This is a genomic window from Mesorhizobium sp. M1078, from assembly GCF_040318615.1.
In the GTDB taxonomy this organism is placed as follows: Bacteria; Pseudomonadota; Alphaproteobacteria; order Rhizobiales; family Rhizobiaceae; genus Mesorhizobium.
Map to the genome: position 1 here is coordinate 154,308 of NZ_JAMYMP010000007.1, position 21,893 is coordinate 176,200.

Annotated in this window: 18 protein-coding genes; 6 read left to right on the forward strand and 12 right to left on the reverse strand. The window is 64.1% G+C overall.

The features are described 5' to 3' along the window. Positions 1 to 2: 2 nt before the first annotated feature. The gene (locus NKH38_RS12640; RefSeq protein WP_023694762.1) at positions 3 to 455 is read right to left on the reverse strand and encodes a nucleoside deaminase; all 453 of its coding nucleotides are present in this window, start codon (positions 453 to 455) and stop codon (positions 3 to 5) included. A 180-nt stretch (positions 456 to 635) separates the two neighbouring features. Between NKH38_RS12640 and NKH38_RS12645 the strand changes: the two genes are divergently transcribed. From NKH38_RS12645 to NKH38_RS12665, 5 genes are all read left to right on the forward strand, one after another. Further along, positions 636 to 2,819: a pseudouridine synthase gene (locus tag NKH38_RS12645; RefSeq protein WP_352760503.1), complete on the forward strand. Its 2,184-nt coding sequence runs from the start codon at positions 636 to 638 to the stop codon at positions 2,817 to 2,819. A gap of 47 nt (positions 2,820 to 2,866) precedes the next feature. Then, the gene (gene rsmD, locus NKH38_RS12650) at positions 2,867 to 3,421 is read left to right on the forward strand and encodes a 16S rRNA (guanine(966)-N(2))-methyltransferase RsmD (RefSeq protein ID WP_023697689.1); all 555 of its coding nucleotides are present in this window, start codon (positions 2,867 to 2,869) and stop codon (positions 3,419 to 3,421) included. Between the two features lie 96 nt (positions 3,422 to 3,517). Then, complete coding sequence (locus NKH38_RS12655) at positions 3,518 to 4,873, forward strand: M16 family metallopeptidase (protein WP_023750501.1); 1,356 nt, start codon at positions 3,518 to 3,520, stop codon at positions 4,871 to 4,873. A 188-nt stretch (positions 4,874 to 5,061) separates the two neighbouring features. Next, positions 5,062 to 6,438 carry a M16 family metallopeptidase gene (locus NKH38_RS12660; RefSeq protein ID WP_023697687.1) on the forward strand — a complete coding sequence of 459 codons (1,377 nt, stop codon included), beginning with the start codon at positions 5,062 to 5,064 and terminating at the stop codon, positions 6,436 to 6,438. After that, complete coding sequence (locus tag NKH38_RS12665) at positions 6,435 to 7,295, forward strand: patatin-like phospholipase family protein (protein ID WP_352904341.1); 861 nt, start codon at positions 6,435 to 6,437, stop codon at positions 7,293 to 7,295. The genes NKH38_RS12660 and NKH38_RS12665 overlap by 4 nt, the downstream gene beginning before the upstream one ends. Positions 7,296 to 7,463: 168 nt before the next feature. Here the strand turns inward: NKH38_RS12665 and NKH38_RS12670 are convergent, their stop codons facing one another. The 10 genes from NKH38_RS12670 to NKH38_RS12715 form a co-directional block, all read right to left on the reverse strand. Next, a complete protein-coding gene (locus tag NKH38_RS12670) occupies positions 7,464 to 8,000 on the reverse strand; it encodes a dihydrofolate reductase family protein (RefSeq protein ID WP_023697685.1) in 537 nt (178 codons plus the stop codon). 112 nt (positions 8,001 to 8,112) lie between these two features. Continuing rightward, positions 8,113 to 8,781, reverse strand: coding sequence for a 4'-phosphopantetheinyl transferase family protein (locus tag NKH38_RS12675; RefSeq protein WP_023697684.1), 669 nt, complete (start codon positions 8,779 to 8,781; stop codon positions 8,113 to 8,115). A gap of 31 nt (positions 8,782 to 8,812) precedes the next feature. Then, a complete protein-coding gene (locus NKH38_RS12680; protein WP_352760512.1) occupies positions 8,813 to 9,235 on the reverse strand; it encodes a GNAT family N-acetyltransferase in 423 nt (140 codons plus the stop codon). Then, a complete protein-coding gene (locus NKH38_RS12685; RefSeq protein ID WP_352760516.1) occupies positions 9,235 to 13,323 on the reverse strand; it encodes a Pls/PosA family non-ribosomal peptide synthetase in 4,089 nt (1,362 codons plus the stop codon). The genes NKH38_RS12680 and NKH38_RS12685 overlap by 1 nt, the downstream gene beginning before the upstream one ends. Positions 13,324 to 13,623: 300 nt before the next feature. Beyond that, on the reverse strand, positions 13,624 to 14,805 hold the full coding sequence (locus tag NKH38_RS12690; RefSeq protein WP_352760518.1) for an arabinose transporter: 1,182 nt from the start codon (positions 14,803 to 14,805) through the stop codon (positions 13,624 to 13,626). 29 nt (positions 14,806 to 14,834) lie between these two features. Continuing rightward, complete coding sequence (locus NKH38_RS12695; protein ID WP_352760521.1) at positions 14,835 to 15,269, reverse strand: lipocalin-like domain-containing protein; 435 nt, start codon at positions 15,267 to 15,269, stop codon at positions 14,835 to 14,837. Positions 15,270 to 15,324: 55 nt separating this feature from the next. After that, positions 15,325 to 16,341 (reverse strand): zinc-dependent alcohol dehydrogenase family protein, encoded by a 1,017-nt coding sequence (locus tag NKH38_RS12700; RefSeq protein WP_352760524.1) that lies wholly within the window; start codon positions 16,339 to 16,341, stop codon positions 15,325 to 15,327. A 24-nt stretch (positions 16,342 to 16,365) separates the two neighbouring features. Continuing rightward, the gene (locus NKH38_RS12705; RefSeq protein ID WP_352760527.1) at positions 16,366 to 16,761 is read right to left on the reverse strand and encodes a (R)-mandelonitrile lyase; all 396 of its coding nucleotides are present in this window, start codon (positions 16,759 to 16,761) and stop codon (positions 16,366 to 16,368) included. Between the two features lie 19 nt (positions 16,762 to 16,780). Beyond that, positions 16,781 to 17,254: a cyclophilin-like fold protein gene (locus tag NKH38_RS12710; RefSeq protein ID WP_352760530.1), complete on the reverse strand. Its 474-nt coding sequence runs from the start codon at positions 17,252 to 17,254 to the stop codon at positions 16,781 to 16,783. Then, the gene (locus tag NKH38_RS12715; RefSeq protein WP_352760533.1) at positions 17,251 to 18,441 is read right to left on the reverse strand and encodes an MFS transporter; all 1,191 of its coding nucleotides are present in this window, start codon (positions 18,439 to 18,441) and stop codon (positions 17,251 to 17,253) included. Before NKH38_RS12715 ends, NKH38_RS12710 begins: the two co-directional genes overlap by 4 nt. A gap of 147 nt (positions 18,442 to 18,588) precedes the next feature. On the opposite strand from NKH38_RS12715, the gene NKH38_RS12720 reads away from it, so the two are divergent. Next, entirely contained in the window at positions 18,589 to 19,482 is an 894-nt protein-coding gene (locus tag NKH38_RS12720; RefSeq protein ID WP_023700616.1) for a LysR family transcriptional regulator, read from the forward strand. 232 nt (positions 19,483 to 19,714) lie between these two features. Here the strand turns inward: NKH38_RS12720 and NKH38_RS12725 are convergent, their stop codons facing one another. Beyond that, positions 19,715 to 21,640, reverse strand: coding sequence for a tetratricopeptide repeat protein (locus NKH38_RS12725; protein WP_352760536.1), 1,926 nt, complete (start codon positions 21,638 to 21,640; stop codon positions 19,715 to 19,717). Positions 21,641 to 21,893 lie beyond the last annotated feature (253 nt).

Sequence of the window (21,893 nt, forward strand, 5' to 3'; positions counted from 1 at the left end):
CTCTACGTTTCGCGTCTTTCCCGAAAGAATTCCCTGAGCAGCAGCGCCGCGTCGGCCTCGGCCATGCCCGGATAGATGTCGGGCGTATGGTGGCAGGTCGGCGAGGCGAAGAAGCGCACGCCGTTGACCACCGCGCCGCCCTTCTCGTCGGCCGCGCCGAAATAGAGCCGGCGCAGCCTGGCGAAGGAAATGGCGCCTGCGCACATGGCGCAGGGTTCCAGCGTCACATAGAGGTCGTGGCCGGTCAGCCGCTCGCTGGAGAGCGTTTGGCAGGCCGCGCGGATGGCCAGCATTTCGGCATGCGCCGTCGGATCGGCAAGTTCGCGGGTGCGGTTACCGGCGGATGCCACCACCGTGTCGCCGCTGGCGATGACGGCGCCAACCGGAACTTCTCCGCGCAAGGCGGCGGCTTGCGCCTCTTTCAGCGCCAGCGCCATGAAATCCGGCCGCTTCACGCGGTTTCCATTCCGATTATCTCCTCGCCACTTGGCGGTGATCCTGTTATGGAGCGCGTCAACCCGAATATCGGAACAGATTTTCGGAAATGATCATGCGCCAAATCAAAGTGCTATAGCGTCCTTTGCGCGTCCGAAAGGATGCGCCACGCTGTAGCAGCGCAACAAGGCAAAGGCCACATGGACGACAACGACAAGAAATCTCCGCGCCACAAAGGCCCGGGCAAAAGCGGCCCTGGAGCCGCGGGGCCGCGCCGCGATGGCGCCGCCGGCAAAAGCGGCAAACCCTCCTTCGGGGCCAAGAAACCCTATTCACCGCGCGGCGCCCGGCCCGCAGCGGCTGAGGGCGAGCGGCCCAAGCGCGATTTCAAAAGTGGCGACCGGCCATTCAGCAAAGGTCCGCGTTCCGAAGGCAAGCCCTTCGAAAAGCGCGAGGGACCGCGCAAGCCATATGCACCACGCGGTGACCGGCCGATGGCAGCCGAAGGCGAGCGCAAGCCGTATGAAAAGCGCGAAGGGCCGCGCAAACCCTATGCGCCGCGTGGGGATCGCCCTATGGCGGCCGAGGGTGAACGCAAGCCGTATGAAAAGCGCGAGGGGCCGCGCAAGCCTTATGCACCGCGCGGCGATCGGCGGGTTGCGGCCGATGGCGAGCGGCCAAAGCGCGATTTCAAGGGCGGCGATCGGCCGTTCAGCAAGGGGCCGCGTCCCGAAGGCAAGCCTTTCGAAAAGCGTGAAGGGCCTCGCAAGCCCTACGCACCGCGTGGCGATCGGCCTGCTTCCGCCGAGGGCGAAAAGCGTTTTGACCGGCCAAAGCGCGATTTTGGCGATCGCCCGCAGCGCGACGCCGGAGATCGTCCCAAGCGTGACTTCAGCGATCGCCCCAAGCGCGATTTCGGTGGTGACCGGCCGCAAGCATCTGGCGGCGCCTTCAAGCCGCGCCCGCGTCCGGCAGATGCGGAAGAAGCCGGCGAGCGTATCGCCAAGCGGTTGGCCCGCGCCGGCCTGGCGTCGCGCCGCGACGCCGAAGACCTGATCGCGGCGGGCCGTGTCAAGGTCAACAACCGGGCTTTGACCTCGCCGGCCTTCAACGTCATGCCGGGCGACATCATCCATCTCGACGGCATGGAGATCCCGCCGATCGAGCGCACCCGCCTGTTCCTGTTTCACAAGCCTGCCGGCGTCGTTACCACCAACCGCGACCCCGAGGGCCGCAAGACCGTGTTCGACGTGCTGCCGGCCGAATTGCCACGGCTGATGACCATCGGCCGCCTCGACATCAACACCGAAGGCCTGCTGCTGCTCACCAACGATGGCGGTCTGTCGCGCGTGCTCGAACTGCCTGCCACTGGCTGGCTGCGCCGTTACCGCGTGCGCGTTCATGGCAAGGTCGAGGAAAGCATGCTCGCAGGCCTGCGTGAAGGCATTGCCGTCGACGGCGTCTTCTACGGCGCCATCGAAGCGACGCTCGATCGTGAACAAGGCACCAACGCGTGGCTGACGATCGGCCTGCGCGAAGGCAAGAACCGCGAAGTGAAGAACATCCTTGGATCGCTCGGCCTCGACGTGACGCGGCTGATCCGCATCTCCTACGGACCGTTCCAGCTCGACGATCTCGCCGAAGGCCATGTGCTGGAGATCAAGGGCCGCGTCTTGCGCGACCAGCTCGGCGAGCGACTGGTCGAGGAATCCGGCGCCAATTTCGACGCCGAGATCATCAAGCCGTTTTCCAACCAGCCGGTGCGGCGAGAGCGTGACGCGGAGCCGGAACGGCCGAAAGTCACCCGCGAGGGTGACCATCGGCCGATCGGCGAGGGCGGTCTTATCAAGAACCGCAAGCGCCGCGAAGGCAGCCGCGACGAAGCGCTCGGCAAGCTGTCGACCAGTCCCGAAAGGGGCGCGAGGCCGGAAAAGAGCTTTGGCGAACGCGGCCCGAGACCCGAGCGCAGCGAGTTTTCGGACAAGCCGCGCAGCGAGTTTCGCGAAAAGCCGCGCGGCGATTTTGGCGACAAGCCCCGTGGAGGCTTCGGCGACAAGCCGCGCGGCGCCTTTGGTGACAAACCGCGCGGCGGCAAGAAGCCCGAGCGCGAGCAGCGGCCGATCGATCCGCCGGGCCAGCGCAAGGCTAATGTCTGGATGGCGCCGGGCGCGCGTCCGATCGGCAAGGGCAGGGCGGAAGCCGATGCCGCCAAGGCGGCCGAGGCCAAGGCGCGCAAGGCGTCGTTCAAGCCGTCCTATGGCAAGCCGTCCGATGGCAAGCCGGGCGGAGCCAAGCCGTTCGGCAAGCCGGGTGGCGAGCGTCCGGATGGCGGTCGGGGCGGCGAGCGGCCACGCAACGGTCCCAAGGGCCCGAGGACCAGATGATGCCGGGACTTAAATGAGATCCGGCCTTAAATGAGACCCGGGCATAAATGAGAATCGTCGGCGGCCAATTTCGCGGGCGTCCGCTGGCGACGCCGCGCGACCATGCCATCCGCCCGACGACCGACCGCGCCCGCGAGGCCGTCTTCAACGTGTTGGCGCACCGCTTTGCCGACAAGCTCGACGGCGCGCGTGTGCTCGACCTTTTCGCCGGCACCGGCGCTCTCGGCCTCGAAGCGCTGTCGCGCGGCGCTTCCTATGGCGTCTTTATCGAAGAATCGGCCGAAGGGCGCGGCCTGATCCGCACCAATGTCGAAGCTTTTGGCCTTACCGGCCGCACCAAGATCTTCCGCCGCGACGCGACCGCCCTGGGTGAGGCCGGTACGCTTGCGGCATTCGGCCTGGTCTTCGCCGATCCGCCCTATGGCAAGGGCCTTGGCGAGCGCGCCCTGCGCTCGGCCAGGGATGGCGGCTGGTTGCTGCCCGGCGCGCTCTGCGTGATCGAGGAAGCCGCCTCGGCGCCCTTCGAGATTGGGCCGGAATTCTCGGTGGTTGATGAACGAAACTACGGCGAGACGGTGGTCCGGTTCATCGAGCTTGCGTAAGGGTGTGGCGATCGGCGCCTTCAAAATGACGCACAATTCACTTTGCCTCCGCGGCTGACCTTGCCTATCGTCGCGCGATAACAACCGGAGCCATCAATGACATCTCATACTGAATGGCTGCGGAGGGCCTTGCTCGCCACCGCGCTGACCATGGCCGGCCCGGCCCTGGCCGCGGATGATGGCAAGGTGGCCAACTTCCTGCTCGACAATGGCATGGAGGTGGTGGTCATTCCCGATCATCGCGCCCCCATCGTCACCCATATGGTGTGGTACAAGATCGGCAGCGCCGACGAGCCGCCAGGCAAGTCCGGCATAGCGCACTTCTTCGAACACCTGATGTTCAAGGCCACGACCAACCACGCCGCGGGCGAGTTCGACCGCGCCATATCGGCCATCGGCGGCTCCAACAACGCCTTCACCTCATATGACTACACTGCCTTCCACGAGACGGTGGCGCCCTCGGCACTTGGTGAGATGATGAGCTTCGAGGCCGATCGCATGCGCAACCTCATCTTGACCGACGAGGTCATCAAGACCGAGCGCGACGTGATCCTGGAAGAGCGCCGCGCGCGCATCGACAGCAATCCGCAGGCGGTGCTCGACGAAGAGGTCGACGCGACGCTCTGGCAGAACCAGCCCTACCGCATTCCGGTGATCGGCTGGATGCAGGAGATGGAGCAGTTGAACCGCACCGATGCGGTTGCCTTCTATGACAAATACTACCGCCCCAATAATGCGGTGCTGATCGTGGCCGGCGATGTCGAGCCGGAGGTCGTGAAGGCGCTGGCCGAAAAAACCTATGGCAAGGTCGCGCGCGGTCCCGACCTGCCCCCGCGCATCCGCCCGGTCGAGCCGGAGCAGAACACCAAGCGCACGGTGACGCTCACCGATGGGCGCGTTTCGGTGCCGAGCTTTTCGACGCAATGGGTGGTTCCGTCCTACCACACGGCAAAACCCGGCGAGGCCGAGGCGCTCGACCTGCTGGGAGAGATCCTTGGCGGCGGCAGCCGCAGCAGGCTCTACCAGCAACTCGTGGTCAAGCAAGGCATCGCATCGGCGACCGGCGCCTTCTTCCAGGGTACGATGCTCGACGCCACCAATTTCACCGTCTATGGCGCGCCGCGCGGCGACGCCAAGCTGAGCGACGTCGAGGCGGCCGTCGACGCCGAGATCGCCCGCATCGTCAAGGACGGCGTCACCGCCGATGAGCTGGAGAAGGCCAAGGCCCGCTATATCAGGGCCATGATCTTCGCCCGCGACAAGCAGGACGAGATGGCCAATCTCTACGGCGCCGAGCTCGCCACCGGCGGCAACGTCAGGGATATCGAGGAATGGCCGGACCGCATTCGCAAGGTCACCGCCGATGAGATCAAGGCGGTCGCCGCACGCTATCTGCTGCTCGATCGTACGACGACCGGCTATCTCTTGCCGCAGCAACAGGCGGGGAATTGATGATGACGAGATTGAGCGTTAGCGCTGCCCCTCACCTGCCTGCCGGCATCCTCTCCCCCTATAGTGACGGGGAGAGGGGCGCTGTCATCGTCGATTTCGCCAACCATCAGCGTCGTAAGAAGAGCGCCAGCGTCGCGGCGAGACCCCTTCTCCCCGTCACTATACGGGGAGAAGTGCCCGGCAGCGCGATGAGGGGCGGAGCTGACCTTGGCGATCAATGGCCTGATGCGATTACTCATAGGCGCATCGCGGTTCTCCACGTCTTCGCCACACTGTTCCTCGGCATCTTCTTCCTCATCCTGCCGGCGCTTGCCGCGCACGCGATGGACATTCAGCCGGTGACCTCATCGAAAGGCGTCAACGCCTGGCTGGTCGAGGACCACTCCATTCCGATCGTCGCCATCCGCTTCGTGTTCGATGGCGGCTCGACGCAGGATCCGGCGGGGCGGGAAGGGCTGGTCAATCTGATGACCGGCCTATTCGACGAGGGCGCCGGCGACCTCGACAGCGAGGCCTTCCAGATCAAGCTTGACGATGCCGGCGCCGAAATGGGCTTCGAAGCGGCGCGCGACGGCACCTATGGCGCGATGCGGATGCTGGCCGAGCAGAAGGATGCGGCCTTCGACCTGCTCAGGCTGGCGGTCACCAGCCCGCGCTTCGACCAGGCGCCGATCGACCGTATCCGCGCCCAGATCCTGTCCGGCATCATCGCCAATGAGCGTGACCCCAACACCGTCGCGCAAACCAAATGGCTGCGCGCCATCTATGGCGACCATCCGTATTCCAGGCCCGACCAGGGCACCAAGGACAGCATCGCCACCATCACGGCAGCGGATCTGGCTGCCTTCCACAAGGCCAATTTCGCCCGCAGCGGCCTGCATGTTGCGGTGGTCGGCGACATAGATGCCGCGACGCTGAAACGGAAGCTCGATGAGGTCTTCGGCGATCTGCCGGAAAAGCAGGTGCTGCAACCGGTTGCCGATACCGAGCTGAAGCTCGGCCAGCAGCTCGAGGTCGACTACGACCTGCCGCAGACCTCGCTGCAGTTTGCCTACCCCGGTGTGAAGCGCGATGCGCCGGATTTCTTCCCCGCGGTGCTGATGAACCAGATTCTCGGCGGCGGCACCTTCACCTCGCGCCTCTATGACGAGGTGCGGGAAAAGCGCGGCTTGGCCTACTCCGTCGATTCCAACCTGGTCGACCACCAGCATTCCAATGCGCTGATCATCACCACGGCGACGCGTTCCGACCGCGCCGCCGAGACGCTCGCCATCGTCAAGGAGGTGGTCAAGAAGATGGCGCAGGAGGGGCCGACCGAGGCCGAGCTGGACGCGACCAAGAAATACATGGTCGGCTCCTATGCTATCAGCAATCTGGATTCTTCCAGCGCCATTGCCGCGACCCTGGTGGAATTGCAGCTCGACAATCTCGGCATCGACTACGTGCAGCGCCGCGCGGCGCTCATCAACGGCGTGACGCTCGATCAGGTCAAGGCAGCGGCGAAGAAGCTGCTGACGCCGGCGCCCGCGATCATGAGCATCGGGCCGAAGCTGGAGGCCAAATGACAGGTCCGACTTTCGGTATCGCCTTTGGCGGCGGCGGCGCGCGCGGCCTCGCCCATATCCACATCGTCGAGGCGCTGGACGAGCTCGGCATCAAGCCCGTGGCCATCGCCGGCTCCTCGATCGGCGCCATCATGGGCGCCGGCATGGCCTCGGGCATGAGCGGCAAGGACATCGAGGACTACGCCCGCTCGATCCTCGGCCGCCGCGCCGAGGTGGCGGCGCGCATGTGGCGCTCGCGTCCCGGCACCATCGCCGAGGCGATGCAGGGCGGCATCCGCGTCAGCCAGTTCAACATAGAGCGCATCTTGAAGGCGTTCCTGCCGGAAGCCATCCCGGAAACCTTCGCCGAGCTGATGATTCCGCTCAAGGTGACGGCGACGGACTATTTCGGTCACAAGCTGGCCGTCTTCGACGAGGGCGACCTGCATTCGGCGCTCGCCGCCTCGGCTGCCATTCCCGCGGTGTTCCGCCCGGTGACGCGCGACGACCGCGTGCTGATCGACGGCGGCATCTACAATCCGGTGCCGTTCGACCTCATCGAAGACGCCGCCGACATCATCATCGCGATCGACGTCGTCGGTGCGCCGAGCGAGGCCGAGCGCAAGCACCCGACCACCGTCGATCTGATGTACGGCGCCACGCAATTGATGATGCAGTCGATCATCGCCCACAAGCTGAACCAGCGCCCCCCCGACATACTGATCCGCCCGCCGGTGTCGAAATACCGCGTGCTCGATTTCATGAAGATCGACACGCTGCTTGCCGAGACGCACGAGGTCAAGGACGAACTGAAGCGCGAGGTGGAAAGAGTGGTCGAGGCGCGTGGCAAGGGCAAGCGGGGGAAGAAAGCAGGGTGAGCTGCCGATCTCCCCCCTCGAGGGGGAGATGGCCGGCAGGCCAGAGGGGGTCGTCTCGCTTGAAGCTAGACCTCCTACGGTCGATAGGAGGTTGCGTCAGGACGGACCGACCGCCTCTGTCGCCTTCGGCGACATCTCCCCTCAAGGGGAGATTACCCCACCAGCGTCTCACACCCTCCCAGCCGCATATTCCAGCGCCACCACGCCATTGCTGAACTGTACGGTCGAGATCGGCTCCAACGCCACCGGCATATCGGGCGGGAACAGCTTCTTGCCCTCCCCGACGGAGCCAGGGTAGCTCAGCAGCCTGACGCGATCGACCAGACCATGGCGCAGCAATTCCCGCGCGACGCTCAGGCTGCCATGCACATAGATGTTGCCGCCGCTGCCTTGCTTCAGCGCCCGAACCGCTTCCGGCAACACACCCTTCAGCAACTCGGCCGGTTTCCAGTCGAGTGCCTTCGGGCTTGTCGACGCGACATATTTCGGCAGCGCATTGAACCGGTCGGCGAAGTCTCCGGTTTCCTTGGGCCAAGAGCCGGCAAAAATCTCGTAGGTCGTGCGCCCCAGAAGCATGGCCCCGCTGTCGGCAAGCTCGTCCTCCTTGAACCTTTGCATCTCATCGTTCCAGGTCACGCTGGGCAGCTTCTCGACCTCGGCGATGCCATCGATGCTGATGAACTCGGTGATAATAAGGTTTCTCATGGCGCTCTCCTTCTTCTGTCAAAGGACGAACCGTGTGAGCCTTTTGCGACCGCTCTGCGAAAAAAAAGCGCTTTGTTGAGCAGGCGTTGCTGTCGGCGCTGGCCCATCGCGCTTAAAGGGGGGCGCTTCGGACACCATCGACAAACGCCAGAACGACCACACACGGAGCAACGCAGTAAACCAGTCTCGCTCTGCGGCCCGTCTTCGTCACAGCGTCGCTTGCGTCGAGATCGACGGTGATGTCCTCATAGCCCAGCACTTCGCCATCAAGCGGGTAGGCGGCCTTGTAGACAGCTTCCTTGGCGGCAAAAAGGATGCGACCGGCAAGACACAAGTCGGTTGCGTCGATCCGGTCAGCGGGGACTGCAACCAGCGCGAAGATGTCGTCGGGCAGGGGCAAAGCGGGCTCGATATCGATGCCGAGCGAGGCGACGTGGGAGAGCGGCGCGACGGCCGCCACGGCTATCTCGTCGTCGTGAGCCAGCGACCCCGTTACTCCATGAGGCCATACCGGTGCGCCGGAGGAGCCGCGGAGGATAGCGACGTCGTTCAAGCCCATATCCGCCAGCAGCTCGTGCGCGATCCACCGCGCCGCGCCACTCGCCCGCCGCATCAGCGGCAGGCGTGACGGGATGGAGCGTGCTTCCTGCGGCAGCAAATGGTTCTCATCGCCTTCGCGGATCGTGCGGCATCCGATCCGAACGCCGGCCGGTGCCATGGCGGCCATCGCCGCCAGCAACTGCGCCGACAGGCTGGCACCGGCATCGAGCCGGCGCGTCATGGCTGTTCGCCCCGCAGAGCGAGGTCGGCGATCACTTCCCGTCCTCGTCGGGCCCTTCTTCGACGAAACCGGCAGCGCGATAGAGGCGGCGTGCCGCTTCATTCCCAGGTTCGTAGCAGATCGAAACGTGGCTGATGTGGCCGAGCCGCATGATTTCATCCAGCACTTCGCGCAAAGCGGCCTTGCCGTAGCCTTGGCCCTGATGGACGCGATCGATCATGAAGCGGTAGATCCGCGCCTCGTCGTCGTCCTGCGGCGCCTCGTACATCAGGAAACCGACGACGCGATCCCCTGCCATGACGACGCGCGGCCGAGCGTCCCCGTCGCTTTCGGCTTCGTCCAGCGACTCCGCATTGCTGGCGACGAAATCCATCTGATCCGGGGCCAGCTCCAGGGCCGCGACCACAGCCCGGTTGGCCGCAGTCACCGAAACGAGGCGGATGTCTGCGCTCATCAAGCCGTTGCCTTGACGCCATCCTCCGGCACCAGCTCGACGAAGCGATGCAGCTTGGCCGGGTTGCCCCGCCAGATCGAGTTGGGCTCCAGCTCTTCGCCCTTCATCACGAAGGAGTCCGCATCGACCATCGAGCCTTTGCCCATCACCACGCCGTAGTGGACAAAGGCGGAAGGTCCGAGCGTGCAACCATCGCCGATGCGGATGAAATCGGACTTGAACGCGCCTTCTTCCAGCGAGTGGGCCTGAATGACGCAGCCCTCGTTGAGAGTGACGTCGTCGCCGATCTCGACCAGCGAGCGCTCGGTCAGGTTGCTGCCGCCATCATAGACCCGGCTGCCGACCTTGACGCCGAGCAGGCGCAGGATCATCGGCCGGAACGGCGTGCCGGCGAACAGGCGCACGATCGGCGAATCCGCCAGCTTCCAGTGGCGTTCGTGGCGCCAGAAGGCGACGTCGTAGATCGTCGTCATCTGCGGCTTTAACCGGCCAAAGCCAAGGCTTGCCCGCTCGACAAGGACGTAGAACGGAATGGTGATCGCCGAGGTCAAAAGCACGGCGGCGAACAGGGCGACCTCCGCCCATTCCGTATAGTAGTTCAGCGCCCGGTCCCAGATCGCCAGCGTGACGAACAGCATGACCCATTGCGTTGCCAGGAACAGAAGAATGGTCACCAGGTTGTGGCGGTTCTTGTGCGGGATGCGCCGGCGCCGGTCAGCCTCGTCGACGCCGGCGATAAGCTCCTTGTCGCGGTTCACCATGCGCGGGATTTCAAAGGCAGGCGAACCGAGAAGGCCGACATTCTGGCGCACCGGCCCGTCGATGGGGATCATCACCTTGGTGCCGAGCAGCACGTTGTCGCCGGTGCGGCCGTCCGGCGGATAGTAGATGTTGTTGCCGAGATAGTTGCGCTCGCCGATGCGCGTCGGCTCGAGCCTGAAGGCCGAGGCGGACTTGTGCATGTTGATCATGAACAGCCCGTCCGAGACCATGGTCTCGGTGCCGATCTCGCACAGAAGCGGGTTTTCGTGCTGCTGGTTGGAGCCGAAATTGGAGCCGGTCTGCACCACTCTGTTGAGGTTCCAGCCGATGGCGCGCATGTAGTGCACGATTGCCGAGCTGTCGCCGGCCAGGAGCCCGAGCACGCGGGAATTGCTGGCGAATTCGGCGACGGTCTGCAGCCAGTAGCGGAAACCGTAAAGCGTGTAGGTGCGGCCCGGCTTCAAGATCAGGCTCGTCAGGCGCGGCACCAGCGTCGCTGCCAGGAAAGCCGCCGCGATATAGCCGAAAAGCGTGACCGTGGTGCCGATTGCGACAAGGCCGATCGTCTCCTGATAGTCGTCGCCGACATATTCCCAGTAGCTGTGGAACAGGAGCGGCAGCGGGGTGACGAGGCCAAACAGGCCGATCAGCTGCAGCGCTTCATAGAGGAAGCGCCGGACCTGGTAAGGATTGACATTGCGCACCTTGCAATAATCCGCCGTGGTCGGCACCGCCGGCGATCCATGCCAGTGCTCGCCGTCGGGAATGCTTTGCCCGCGATGCAGCGAGGACGAATGGCCGAGCTGGGCGCCGTTGCCGATCCTGGTGTCGATGTCGAGCGTGGAGCCGACGCCGACGAAGGCATCGCGGCCGATGGTCAGCGGCCCGGTGTGGATATAACCGGACTGGGCCCTGAAGCCGAGGATCATCGATTCCTTGCGCAGGATGGTGTTGGCGCCGATGGAAATAAGATCCGTGCAGACGGGCACGGACTTCGATTCGATGACGGCGTTTTTGCCCAGCTTGGTGCCGAGCAGCTGCAGATAGAGGCTGTAGAGCGGGCTGCCGCGGAACAGCACGACGGGTGCGGTGCGGATCAACGTCTTGACCACCCAGAAGCGGAAGTAGCGCACGCCCCAGATCGGAAACGCCTCGGCCTTCCAGCGGCCGATGAGCACCCATTTCGCCAGGACGGCAAAGCCCGACATGCCGAAGAACACGGCGGCCGAGAGCGCCACGCACCGGATATAGAGCTGCAGCGGATCGTCGAGCGCGTCATACATCCAGTTGAGGCCGTCATTGATCGCCCAGAGCGCCACGTAGCTGTAGAGGCCGTAGAACGAAAGCTGCGCCGCGCCGCAGGTCCAGTAGGCGAAATTCGAGGCCCGGCGGGTGAGGACCGGCTCGTTGGTTGCCGTCGTCATCTCCTCCGCTACCCCCAGATGCAGCGCCAGGCGCGCCACTGTGGGATAGAGATAGATGTCGCGCATCGACGTCGTCGCCCATTCCTTCCTGGTGCGCACGCGCGCGCAGAAATGCGCCATCAGCAAGGAGTTGGCGCCGAGATCGTCGAAGAAGTGATCCTCGACCGACACCGCGTCGAATTTCAGCACCGTGGCCAGCGCTTCCGCCAGGAATCGCTCGTCCTCATTGCCGGGCGGCACCATTGTGCGATCGGCCGAAAGCCGGACGCTCCTCGGCTTCGGCAGTTGGCGCAGGTCTACCTTGTTGGAGACGGTCATCGGGATGGCGGGCAGCTCCTCCAGATAGGCGGGCACCATATAGTCCGGCAGCCGCCGCTTCATCGTCTGGGCGAGATCCCCTCGGGAAATCGCCGCTACGCCGGTTTTAAGCGCGTAATAGGCAACCAGTTCGACGCGGCCGGGCTCGATCTCCCAGGTGGTGACGGCGGCCTGCGCGATCTCGGGCTGGTCGAGCAGCACCGCCTCGATCTCGCCGAGCTCGATGCGATATCCGCGAATCTTCACCTGCGTGTCGATGCGCCCGGCATACTCGATCTCGCCGCCATCGTTGATCCGGCCAAGATCGCCGGTGCGGTAGATGCGCTGCGACGGGTTGTTCGGCAGGCCGACGAAATCGGCGATGAATTTCTGGTCGGTCAGGTCCGGCCGGTTCAGATAGCCGACGGCGAGCCCGATGCCGGCAATGCCGATCTCGCCCAGTTCACCGGGCTCGGCAAGTTGCGGCAGCGAAGCGTCGAGAATGACGATCGAGTAAGTCGGCAACGGCGCGCCGATTGTGACGGGACGGTCCGGCGTCAGCGCCCCCATCGTTGCGGTGACGGTCGCCTCGGTCGGCCCGTAGGTGTTGAGGATCTGCCGGCCCGGCTTCGACCAGCGCACCACCAGATTGTGCGGGCAGGCCTCGCCGCCCACCAAAAGCGTGCGCAGGCTGGGAACGTCCGATGTCATCGACGACAACAATGTCGGGCTGCAGGCCATGCAGGTGATGTCATGGAGGCGCAGGAAATCCGCCAGTTCCTCGCCCACCAGCGGCATCTGGCCAGGTGCCGGCACCACCGTCGCACCGGCGACGAACGGCACCCAGATCTCTTCGGAGGAAAAGTCGAAGGCAATGGTCATGCCCTGATAGACCCGGTCGCCCGGCCGGTAGCCATAGGAGGCGGCGGCGACGTGTATGAAATTGACGAAACTCTGGTGCGTGATGACCACGCCCTTGGGCTTGCCGGTGGTGCCCGAGGTATAGAGGATGTAGCAGATGTCGTCGTTCGCCTGCGGCTTCAGCGGCGCGGGCGACTGTGCGGAAATTTCGGCGACGGCGCTGTCGATCAGCACATGGGGAACGGGCAGTTGACCGGCGCGCGACGCATAGGCGGCGATGGTGACGATCATGCTGACGGCGGCGTCTTCGATGATCAGCGCCATCCGCTCCTGCGGAAACGCGGTGGCTAGCGGCACGAAGGCAGCCCCCGCCTTCATCACCGCCAGCAACGCCACATAGGTCTCCGCCGACCGGTCGAGAATGAGCCCGACCCGGTGGCCCGGCCGCACGCCGTGCTTGATCAGCATGCGGGCGCACTGGTTGGCACGGCTGTTCAGCTCCTGATAGGTCCACACGCGTCCGTCGGAGATCACCGCCGGCAACGTGGCGAATGTCACGGCGAGCTGCTCGAACACCGTATCGAGCCGCTCACCCGGCTGCAGGGCAAAGTCGGCGCCCGTCAGGACTTGGCCGTCCCTTGCCGGGCCGCGAGCGATCCTTGCCAGCGCATCGATGCTTGCCAGGCTGCCGATCGGCATTGCCGCGTCGCTGTCCAGTTCGGCGATATCGTAGTCCATGTCCATACTTTCTCGTCCTCGCCGGGCATTGCCCGGCTGTTCATGCCGCCGCTGGAGGAGGCACTGCGCCGCCGCTGCGATTTTGTTGGTGGAGGGCTTCCAAAAAGGAAGAACCCGGAATCCGGGAAGCTTATGCCACCCGATCTTTTCGCCGGTTTTTCCGAACTGTTGAATTTTGTTTCTGGAGTGTGTCTGGGCGGGGATTTGCCGGGGCCTCGTTGACCCTTGCGGGGAGGGGTTCAGCCTCCGTGGCGACCCGGAAAGAGACTGTGAGCGAACCTCATGCGGACGGCGTCGGCGAGCTGTCTATAATGGAGCGCTACGGCGACCCAGCAGCAGAGCGATGCCCAACGCCGGAAGCGTCGCCGCCGCGACGGCGAAGAAGACGAATTGCAGCCCGGTCGACGCGGCGACCAAGCCGAGCGCCGGACTGCCGAAGCCGAGCGCCACGTCGAGGAAGACGGTGTAGAGTCCCATTGCCAGGCCGCGGCTGCGCGACGGAAGACGGCCTACGGCCTCGGCGCCGAGGCCGGGATAGACCAGCGAGTAGCCGAGGCCAGTCAGACCCGCTCCGATTGCGGCGACAACAGGCCCGGTCGCAAGCCAGATCAGCATCAGCCCTGCCGCCTCGACCGCGACGAAGATCACGGCGACGCGTGCGCCTCCAAGCCTGTCGGGCAGGTGGCCGAAGCACAGCCTTGCCACAATCAGAGACGCAGCATAGGCCGTGAAAGGAAGCCATACCGGCTGCCAGCCCCGCTCGGCGAAGAGCAGGGCGCCGAAGCCCAGAATAGCACCATAGCCGAGGCTGCTGAAAGCAGCTCCGACGCCAGGAAGCCAGACCGCTTTCGCCACGCTCCTCCATGACTGCGGCACGCTGCCCGCGGCGGCGCTGGTGCCGCGCATCGGCAGGATGGCAAGCAGCGTCGCCAGCGGCAGGACGATTGTCGCGAGCGCGATCGCGGTGAAACCGCTCGCTGCATAGAGCGCAGATCCGACCGGCGCTCCTAGCGCGAGCGCCGCAAACATCGCCGTGCCCACCCAGGCTATGACTTTTCCGGAGTTCTGTCCGCCCGCAACGGAGAGGCCCCAGGCGACGCCGCCGGTGATGATGAAGCTCTCGGACGCGCCCAGTACTGCCCGGCCGGCGAAGAGCGCCGATGCGGACGCTACCGGCCGGTCGAGCAATGCCAGCGAGCCGAGGTAAAATAGCCCGGCAAGGGCAGCGGCAACGAGGCCGACGACGACGGCCCGCTTGCCGCCGCGTCCATCGGCATAGTTTCCAGCCCCGATGCGCGACAGCATCGAGGCGACGAACTGGCTGCCCGTCACCAGCCCGACTGCGAAGGGGCCGAAGCCGAGCTGCTGGTGAAGATGCAGCGGCAGGACGGGTAGCGCCAGGCCGATCAGCAGGAAGCCGGCGAAGACGGCCGCCATGATCGGCACCAGTTCCGCCATGACGCCATTTCGGTCTGACATCCGCGCCATTTTGGCCATCGGTAACCCAACTGTTCGGATCAGTAGCGTTCGTAGGTTGCGCGCCAGCCTTCGGCCGGGTTGTCAGGCGTGAGGACCAGTTTGTTGTCCGAGACCTCGAATTTGCGTTTCATGCTCTTGCCGACAAGGTTGCGGACCAGGGAGGACTCGATCGTGATGACGAAGGTCTTGTCCTGGTCGTTGATGGCGACCGGCCCGTAATAGGCTTCGTAGCCATTCGCCGTGTAAGGCGTGTCCGGCGCCTTGGGGTCGGGGTTCTGCGCCTGCACCGAGAGGGTGCCGGCCTCGGTGAAGATGACCTGGCCGGAATAGGGCACGGGCTTCAGGTTTCCCTCGGCGCCGGCCTCCAGCGACGTCATGCGCCATGCGCCGATGATCGGAGGCTCTTGCGAGAAAGCCGGCGTGGCGACCGAAAGCGCAAGCGCAAGGGCGGCAATCTTCAATCTCATCGTCATATGTTGTCCCTTTTCTGAGTTGTGGGTGCGCACAGGCCGTCCGCCCGATCTTTGCTCACACTGAAAGCATGACCTTGATGGCGCGACGCTCGTCCATGGCGCGGTAGCCTTCAGCGACCTCGGCCAGCGGCAGCTTGAGGTCGAAGACCTTGCCGGGCTTGATCCGACCTTGCAGCACACGGTCCATCAGGTCGGGCAGGAAACGGCGCACCGGCGCCGGGCCGCCCAGCATTCGTTTCTGGCCGAAGAATAGTTTTTGGCCGTCGAAGTTCACGCCATGCGGCACGCCGACATAGCCGATGGTGCCGCCGGGGCGGGAGCAGGCCAGCGCCTGGTCGAAGGATTCTCCCGTGCCGACGCATTCCAGCACGGAGTCCGCGCCGACGCCCTTGGTGAGTTCCTTGATGCGGGCCACGCCTTCCTCGCCGCGCTCAGCGACGATGTCGGTGGCGCCGAACTCGCGGGCGAGTTTTTGGCGGCTGGCGTGCCGGCTCATGGCGATGATGCGCTCGGCGCCCATCTCCTTGGCCGCAAGCACGCCCATCAGGCCGACCGCACCGTCGCCGACCACCACCACCGTCGATCCTTCGCGGACCTCGGCTGCGTCGGCCGCATACCAGCCGGTGCCGAGCACATCGGACACCGCCAGCAGGTCAGGGATGAGGTCGGCCGGCGGCACCTCGGCGGTGGCGACCAGTGTGCCATCGGCCAAGGGTACGCGAGCGTAAGGCGCCTGCGCGCCCGACATGAACTCGCGCTGCACGCAAGACGACTGGAAGCCGAAGCGGCAATGCGGGCAGGTATTGTCCGAGAGGCAGAATGACCCGACGACGAACTGGCCGGGGCGGACCGTGCGCACCTCTGCGCCGACCTCGACGACGATGCCGCAATATTCGTGGCCCATATGCATCGGCCCCGCGACCGGCTGCAGCCCGCGATAGAGCCACAGGTCCGAGCCGCAGATGCAGCTTGCCGACAGCTTGATGATGGCGTCCGTCGGCCGCATGATCTTCGGATCGGCGATTTCCTCGCAGCGTATGTCGCCCGGTTTGTGAAGAACGGTTGCAAGCATGTTGGTTCCTTTCGAGGGGAGAGATCAGGCGCCGTAATCGGCGTCGCCGACATGTTCCAGCCAGTCCACGACCTTGCCGTCCTTGACCTCCTGGAGGGCAATGTGGGTCATGGCGGTCTGAGACGACGCGCCGTGCCAGTGCTTTTCGCCGGGCGCGAACCAGACGACGTCGCCCGGAGGGATTTCCTCGACCGGGCCACCTTCGCGCTGAACTCGGCCCAGGCCAGAGACGACGATCAGCGTCTGGCCGAGCGGATGCGTGTGCCAGGCGGTGCGGGCGCCGGGCTCGAAGGTCACCTGTGCGCCTTGAACCCGCTCGGCGTCGAAGGGATTGAAGAGCGGATCGATCCGCACCGTTCCGGTGAACCAGTCAGGTGGTCCCTTGCCGGAAGGCCTGGTGCCGGCGCGAAGAATGTCCATGGTGATCTCCTTTGCGATCTCAAATGCGTTCGATGCGAAGCGGGAATTTGCCGCGAACGTGCAGGGCCTGCTCGCCCTCGTCGAAGCGGCCAAGCCTGATCAGCCCGGGATGGCGGTAGTCGGCGTGGAACATGGCCAGGTTGCCCCAGGGCATGAAATAGCACAGGTCGTAGGGCTGCTCGTCGGCGAAAGGACCGCTTCCCTCCTCGGTCAGCTTGCGCGGCAGATAGGCGATCTTCTCGTTGTTGTGGGCGTAGTCCTCGATCTCGAGGTCGAGCGGCAGCATGGAGAAGAAGTCGCGCGCCGACGGATTGTCGTAGAGCGTGGCGGTCATGGTGCGGCCGTTGAAAACCATCCTGATCTTCATGTCGGTGGGCTCCTGGCTGACGGGAGATTGGCCTTCCTGGCTGGCGGCTGTGCGAGGCAGGGCCGCCACCGCGAGCGCGGCGCCGAGCAATGTCCGGCGGCTGAGCGGCGCACGTTCGATCGTCATGGCAAAGACCTCCGGGCCATATACGCTGCGGCAAGGGCGGCGAGCGCCGATCCGCAGAGCAGCACCGCGCCCAGAGTGAACGGCCCCCACCAGCCGACCGTATCGAACAGCGTGCCGCCGATCGCGGCGCCGCCGGTGATGGCGAGCTGGATGACGGCTACCTGCAACCCGCCGCCGGCCTCCGCGTCGTTCGGCAACGTTCGGCTGAGCCACGTGCCCCAACCAACCGGCGCGGCCATGCCGAAGAAGCCCCAGGCAACGAGCAGCAGCGCTGTGAGACCCGGAAGTGCACCGAGGGCGATGAGCGCGGCGGCCAGTGCAGCCATGACCAGCGGGATGACGGTGAGAATGCTGAACAGACGCGTGCGCAAAAGCCGGCCGACGCACCATGTGCCGAGCACCCCGGCCAGCCCCATCGCCAGCAGGACCGCCGAGAGGGCGGCGATATCGAGCCGGGTGACGTTCTCGAGGAAGGGCCGCAGATAGGTGAAGAGCGCGAACTGACCCATGAACAGCATCATGATCGACGCCATGCCGGTGGCGACAGGAAGACGGCCGAGCAGCGCCAGCGGGTTGCCGGCACGATTCCTGCGGCGCGGCGGCAGCGCCGGCAGGCTTGTCCACTGCCAGGCCAGCGCCAGGAGACCAAATGGCACGACGAGGAAGAAAGCGCCGCGCCAGCCGACATAGGCGCCGAGAAAACTGCCCAGCGGCGCGGCGATGGTGGCCGCAATGGCATTGCCGGCGTTCAGCATGGCGAGACCCTTCGGAACCATGTCTTGCGGCACGAGGCGCATGACGATCGCGGTCGACATCGACCAGAACCCGCCGATCGCGATGCCGAGCAGCGCCCGGCCGACCATGAGGAAGGCGTAGTTCGGCGCGAAGGTGACAGCCAAACCGGACACCATGAGGAGGAGGGTGAAGCCGGTCACTACCAGTCGGCGGTCGATGTGGCGCGTGAGGCCGGCGACCAGCAGGCTGGTCACGACGGCGAAAGCGCCCGAAATCGAGATCGCCTGTCCCGCCCGGCCCTCGGTGATGCCGAGATCGGCCGCTAGCGGCGACAGCAGGCTGACCGGCATGAATTCCGATGCGATGAGCACGAAAACACACAGCGCCATCGACAACACCGCGCCCCATGCGGCGCGGTTTTCAACAAGCCTTGTGTCGTATGTGGTTTCCATGATTGGCATCCTGGCAAAGCGCCGGACGGATCAGCCGCAAATTCCCGTCGCTGCTGGAAGATATTGCAGGGGAACCCATTTAAGTAGACTAAGCAATCCGCATGGACTTATCTGCTCATGATATGAATGTCCGACGGAAGGTGCCCTATGCAGCGCGATGGCATGAAGGATCTGCTATGGTTCGTGGCGGTCGCCCGCGAGCGCAGTTTCACCAGGGCGGCGGCCAAGCTGGGAACCTCGCAGTCGACCCTGAGTTCGACAATCAAGGAGCTTGAAGCTCGCCTTGGCGTCCGCCTGCTGACGCGTACCACGCGGAGCGTCTCTCCGACCGAGGCCGGCGAGCGACTTTTCCAATCTCTCGTTCCCCGCTTCGAGGAAATCGAATCCGACCTCGCAAGCCTGGTGGCCTTCCGCGACAAGCCCTCCGGAACGGTCCGCATCACCCTGTCCGACCATGCGCTCCAGACGACCGTCTGGCCGAAGCTCCAGCCCTTGCTCAACGACAATCCCGACGTGCGCGTGGAGCTCTACAGCGACAACGGCATGAAGAACATTGTGGAGGAGCGCTTCGACGCAGGCGTGCGGCTTGGGGAGAGCATCGACAGGGATATGATCGCAGTGCGCATCGGGCCGGATTGGAGGCTCGTGGCCGTGGCTTCGCCGGACTACTTTTCCCGCCACCCGGTTCCGACCGCGCCCCAGGACCTGGTCGATCACGACTGCATCAATATGCGGCAGGCGACGTTCGGTGGATTGTATGCCTGGGAATTCGCCAGGGATGGCCGCGACCTTCGTGTGCGGGTGGAAGGCCAACTCACCTTCAATTCGTCCATTCCCATGATCGAGGCTGCGACAAGCGGTTTTGGCATCGCCTATGTCCCGGAAAACCTCGTCAGCCACCACATCGCCGAGGGACGCCTCAGGCTCGTGCTTGACGACTGGAGCCCGCCATTTGCCGGCTATCACCTCTACTATCCAAGCAGGCGGCAGCTCTCCCCTGCAATGGCGGTGATCATCGACGCGCTCCGCCATCGCATCTGACCGCAGGGACTGTTTGGATCATGAAGCTGAGCGTGGTGAATGGCAGGTTCTGCCCCCAAGTTCTTTGACTTCGACGCTGCGGAAGGCTGCTTTGCGCCCCATGTCGGCCGTTAAAGTTGACTTGTGCCACCACCTGACAGCGGACATTACCGGCGACCGCGCTTGAGGGCGTAGTTGCGCCTGGAACGGACCTGCCCTCAACCAACTCATTTTCTGGGCATCATATTCAGGGTCAATGCTTCACTCCCTCGTGGCCTGCTGATATTCGAGCCCCAGTCGCGGTTATTTGGGCCACCATCCGATTGACAAGCGCGATATAACGGGGATGAGCGCGGAGCGAGTCGAGGTCGCTATCTTGACGCATCCAAGGCACGCGCAAAACGAGGTAAGCATGTGATGCAGTTAGCTGACGTTCAAGGCAATCGATAGCCTGCTCCGTCTTGCCCAGCTTCGCATAAAAACAGCCTAAGTTGTACTGAACCGGAATGTTGTCTCCGGCGAACATTTCCCCACGAGAGGCCCACGACAGCGCGCGTTCAATCTCGCCAATTTCTGCCAGCATTGCGGCACCGTAACATAGCGCGGTGGCATTGTCGGGATGCGCTTTGACTTCCTTTTCCACTCGCAGCACACCTTGCCTTGCCGCTTCCTTGGCGTCGTCGCTGCGGCCGAGTGAAACATTGACCATCCCTAGATTGGTCCAGACCCGATAGTCATCGGGTGACAACGATACAGCACGCTGGTACAGACCGGCAGCTTTCTCGTATTGACCTTGAATGAAACAATTCCGGCCGTAAGCGAAATAGGTATCGGAAGAGCTAGCGTCTAATTCTAAAGCTCGCTCGAACTCGACTTCCGCCTCGGCATACCGGCCATTTACGAACAAGGCCCCGCCACGTGATGCATGGGCGTCGGCGAGACCTGGCTCAAGTTCCAGCGCCCGTGAGCTGTTGGAAAGGACTGCCTCGAAGCTGGCGTCGGGATCGTTGCAAGTTAACAGAAGCCACTCACAATCAGCCAAAGCGGCATAAGCGCGCGCATAATTTGGGTCAACTTCAACAGCTCTAGCAAACAGTCGCTGCGCTGTTTTGATAAACTTCGTCTCGACTCCCCTGTTGAGGAACGACCTGCCCATCAACAGCGTCTCGTAAGCCTCTGGGTTGTCGGTCGAGCGGTTTGTAATAGTCTCCAGTTCTTCGGGCAACAGCTTCACTTTGAGGACATCGACTATGGTCTTGGAAATCTCGTCCTGCAGTTTGAAGATATCGTCCAGCGTCCGGTCATATCGCTCGGCCCAGGTATGGTCACCGCCAAGACCATTGATTAGCTGAGCCGTGATGCGCACCCGTCCTCCAGCCTTGCGTACACTTCCCTCCAGGACGTAGGCAACATTCAGCTTCTTCGCCACTTCCTCGATCAATACCGCCTTGCCCTTGAAGGTAAAGACGGTATTACGCGCGACCACGGAGAGCCCGGACACCTTCGAAAGGTCGGTGATAATGTCCTCGGTGATGCCGTCGGAAAAGTACTCCTGCTCAGGATCGCCGCTCATGTTGACAAAGGGCAGAACCGCGATCGATGGTTTATCCGGGAGTTGATGCACCGGTTGCACCGCGTGTTTGCCGGTCCCGCCTGTTCCGGCGCGGTAAACCTGCACCGGCTTTGCGATATTCTTGAGCGCGTGCTCGCCGAGATCGTCGAACGCCAATGTCAGCTTACCGGTGACATGATCGTGCACGGTGGCGGAGACGTAGATGCCCCCGGGCTCAGCCAGACCCTCCAGCCGGGCTGCCACGTTGACACCGTCGCCATAGAGATCGCTGCCCTCTACGATGACGTCGCCCAGATTGATGCCGATACGCAGGACGATGCGGTAGGCCTCGGCCACGCTCTCGTTGGCCCCGGTAAAACCCTTCTGCAGTTCGACGGCGCATTGGACGGCATCAACCGCACTGCCAAATTCCACCAGCACACCGTCGCCCATCACCTTGACCACGCGGCCGTGGTACTGGGCAACCAATGGAACCAGAACATCGCGCCGCCGCGCTTTGAGAGCGGCCAGTGTGCCAGCCTCGTCGTGCTCCATGAGGCGCGAAAAGCCAACGACATCAGCAGCTAGAATCGCGGCAAGGCGGCGTTGGGCTCGAATCTCGGCCATGTGGGTTGAATACTTTCAGAAACCCGGCATCTGGGATTGTATTGGTCATCTGGCCTGGAGTCTATCCGGCCGACTTCCGAGATGGGTCAGAGGGCGTCGATGCATGGCGGCGCCTGAACGTCCGCTTCTCACATTCCAAGCCTCCAAGCCGCAAGTCCGCTTCCGGCCCCAAAAGGCGACATCAGAATATCTGCTCAACAATCACCCTTCTGCGCGACGCGGTCATGAAGAAGAACCTCGTCGATCGCGCGTC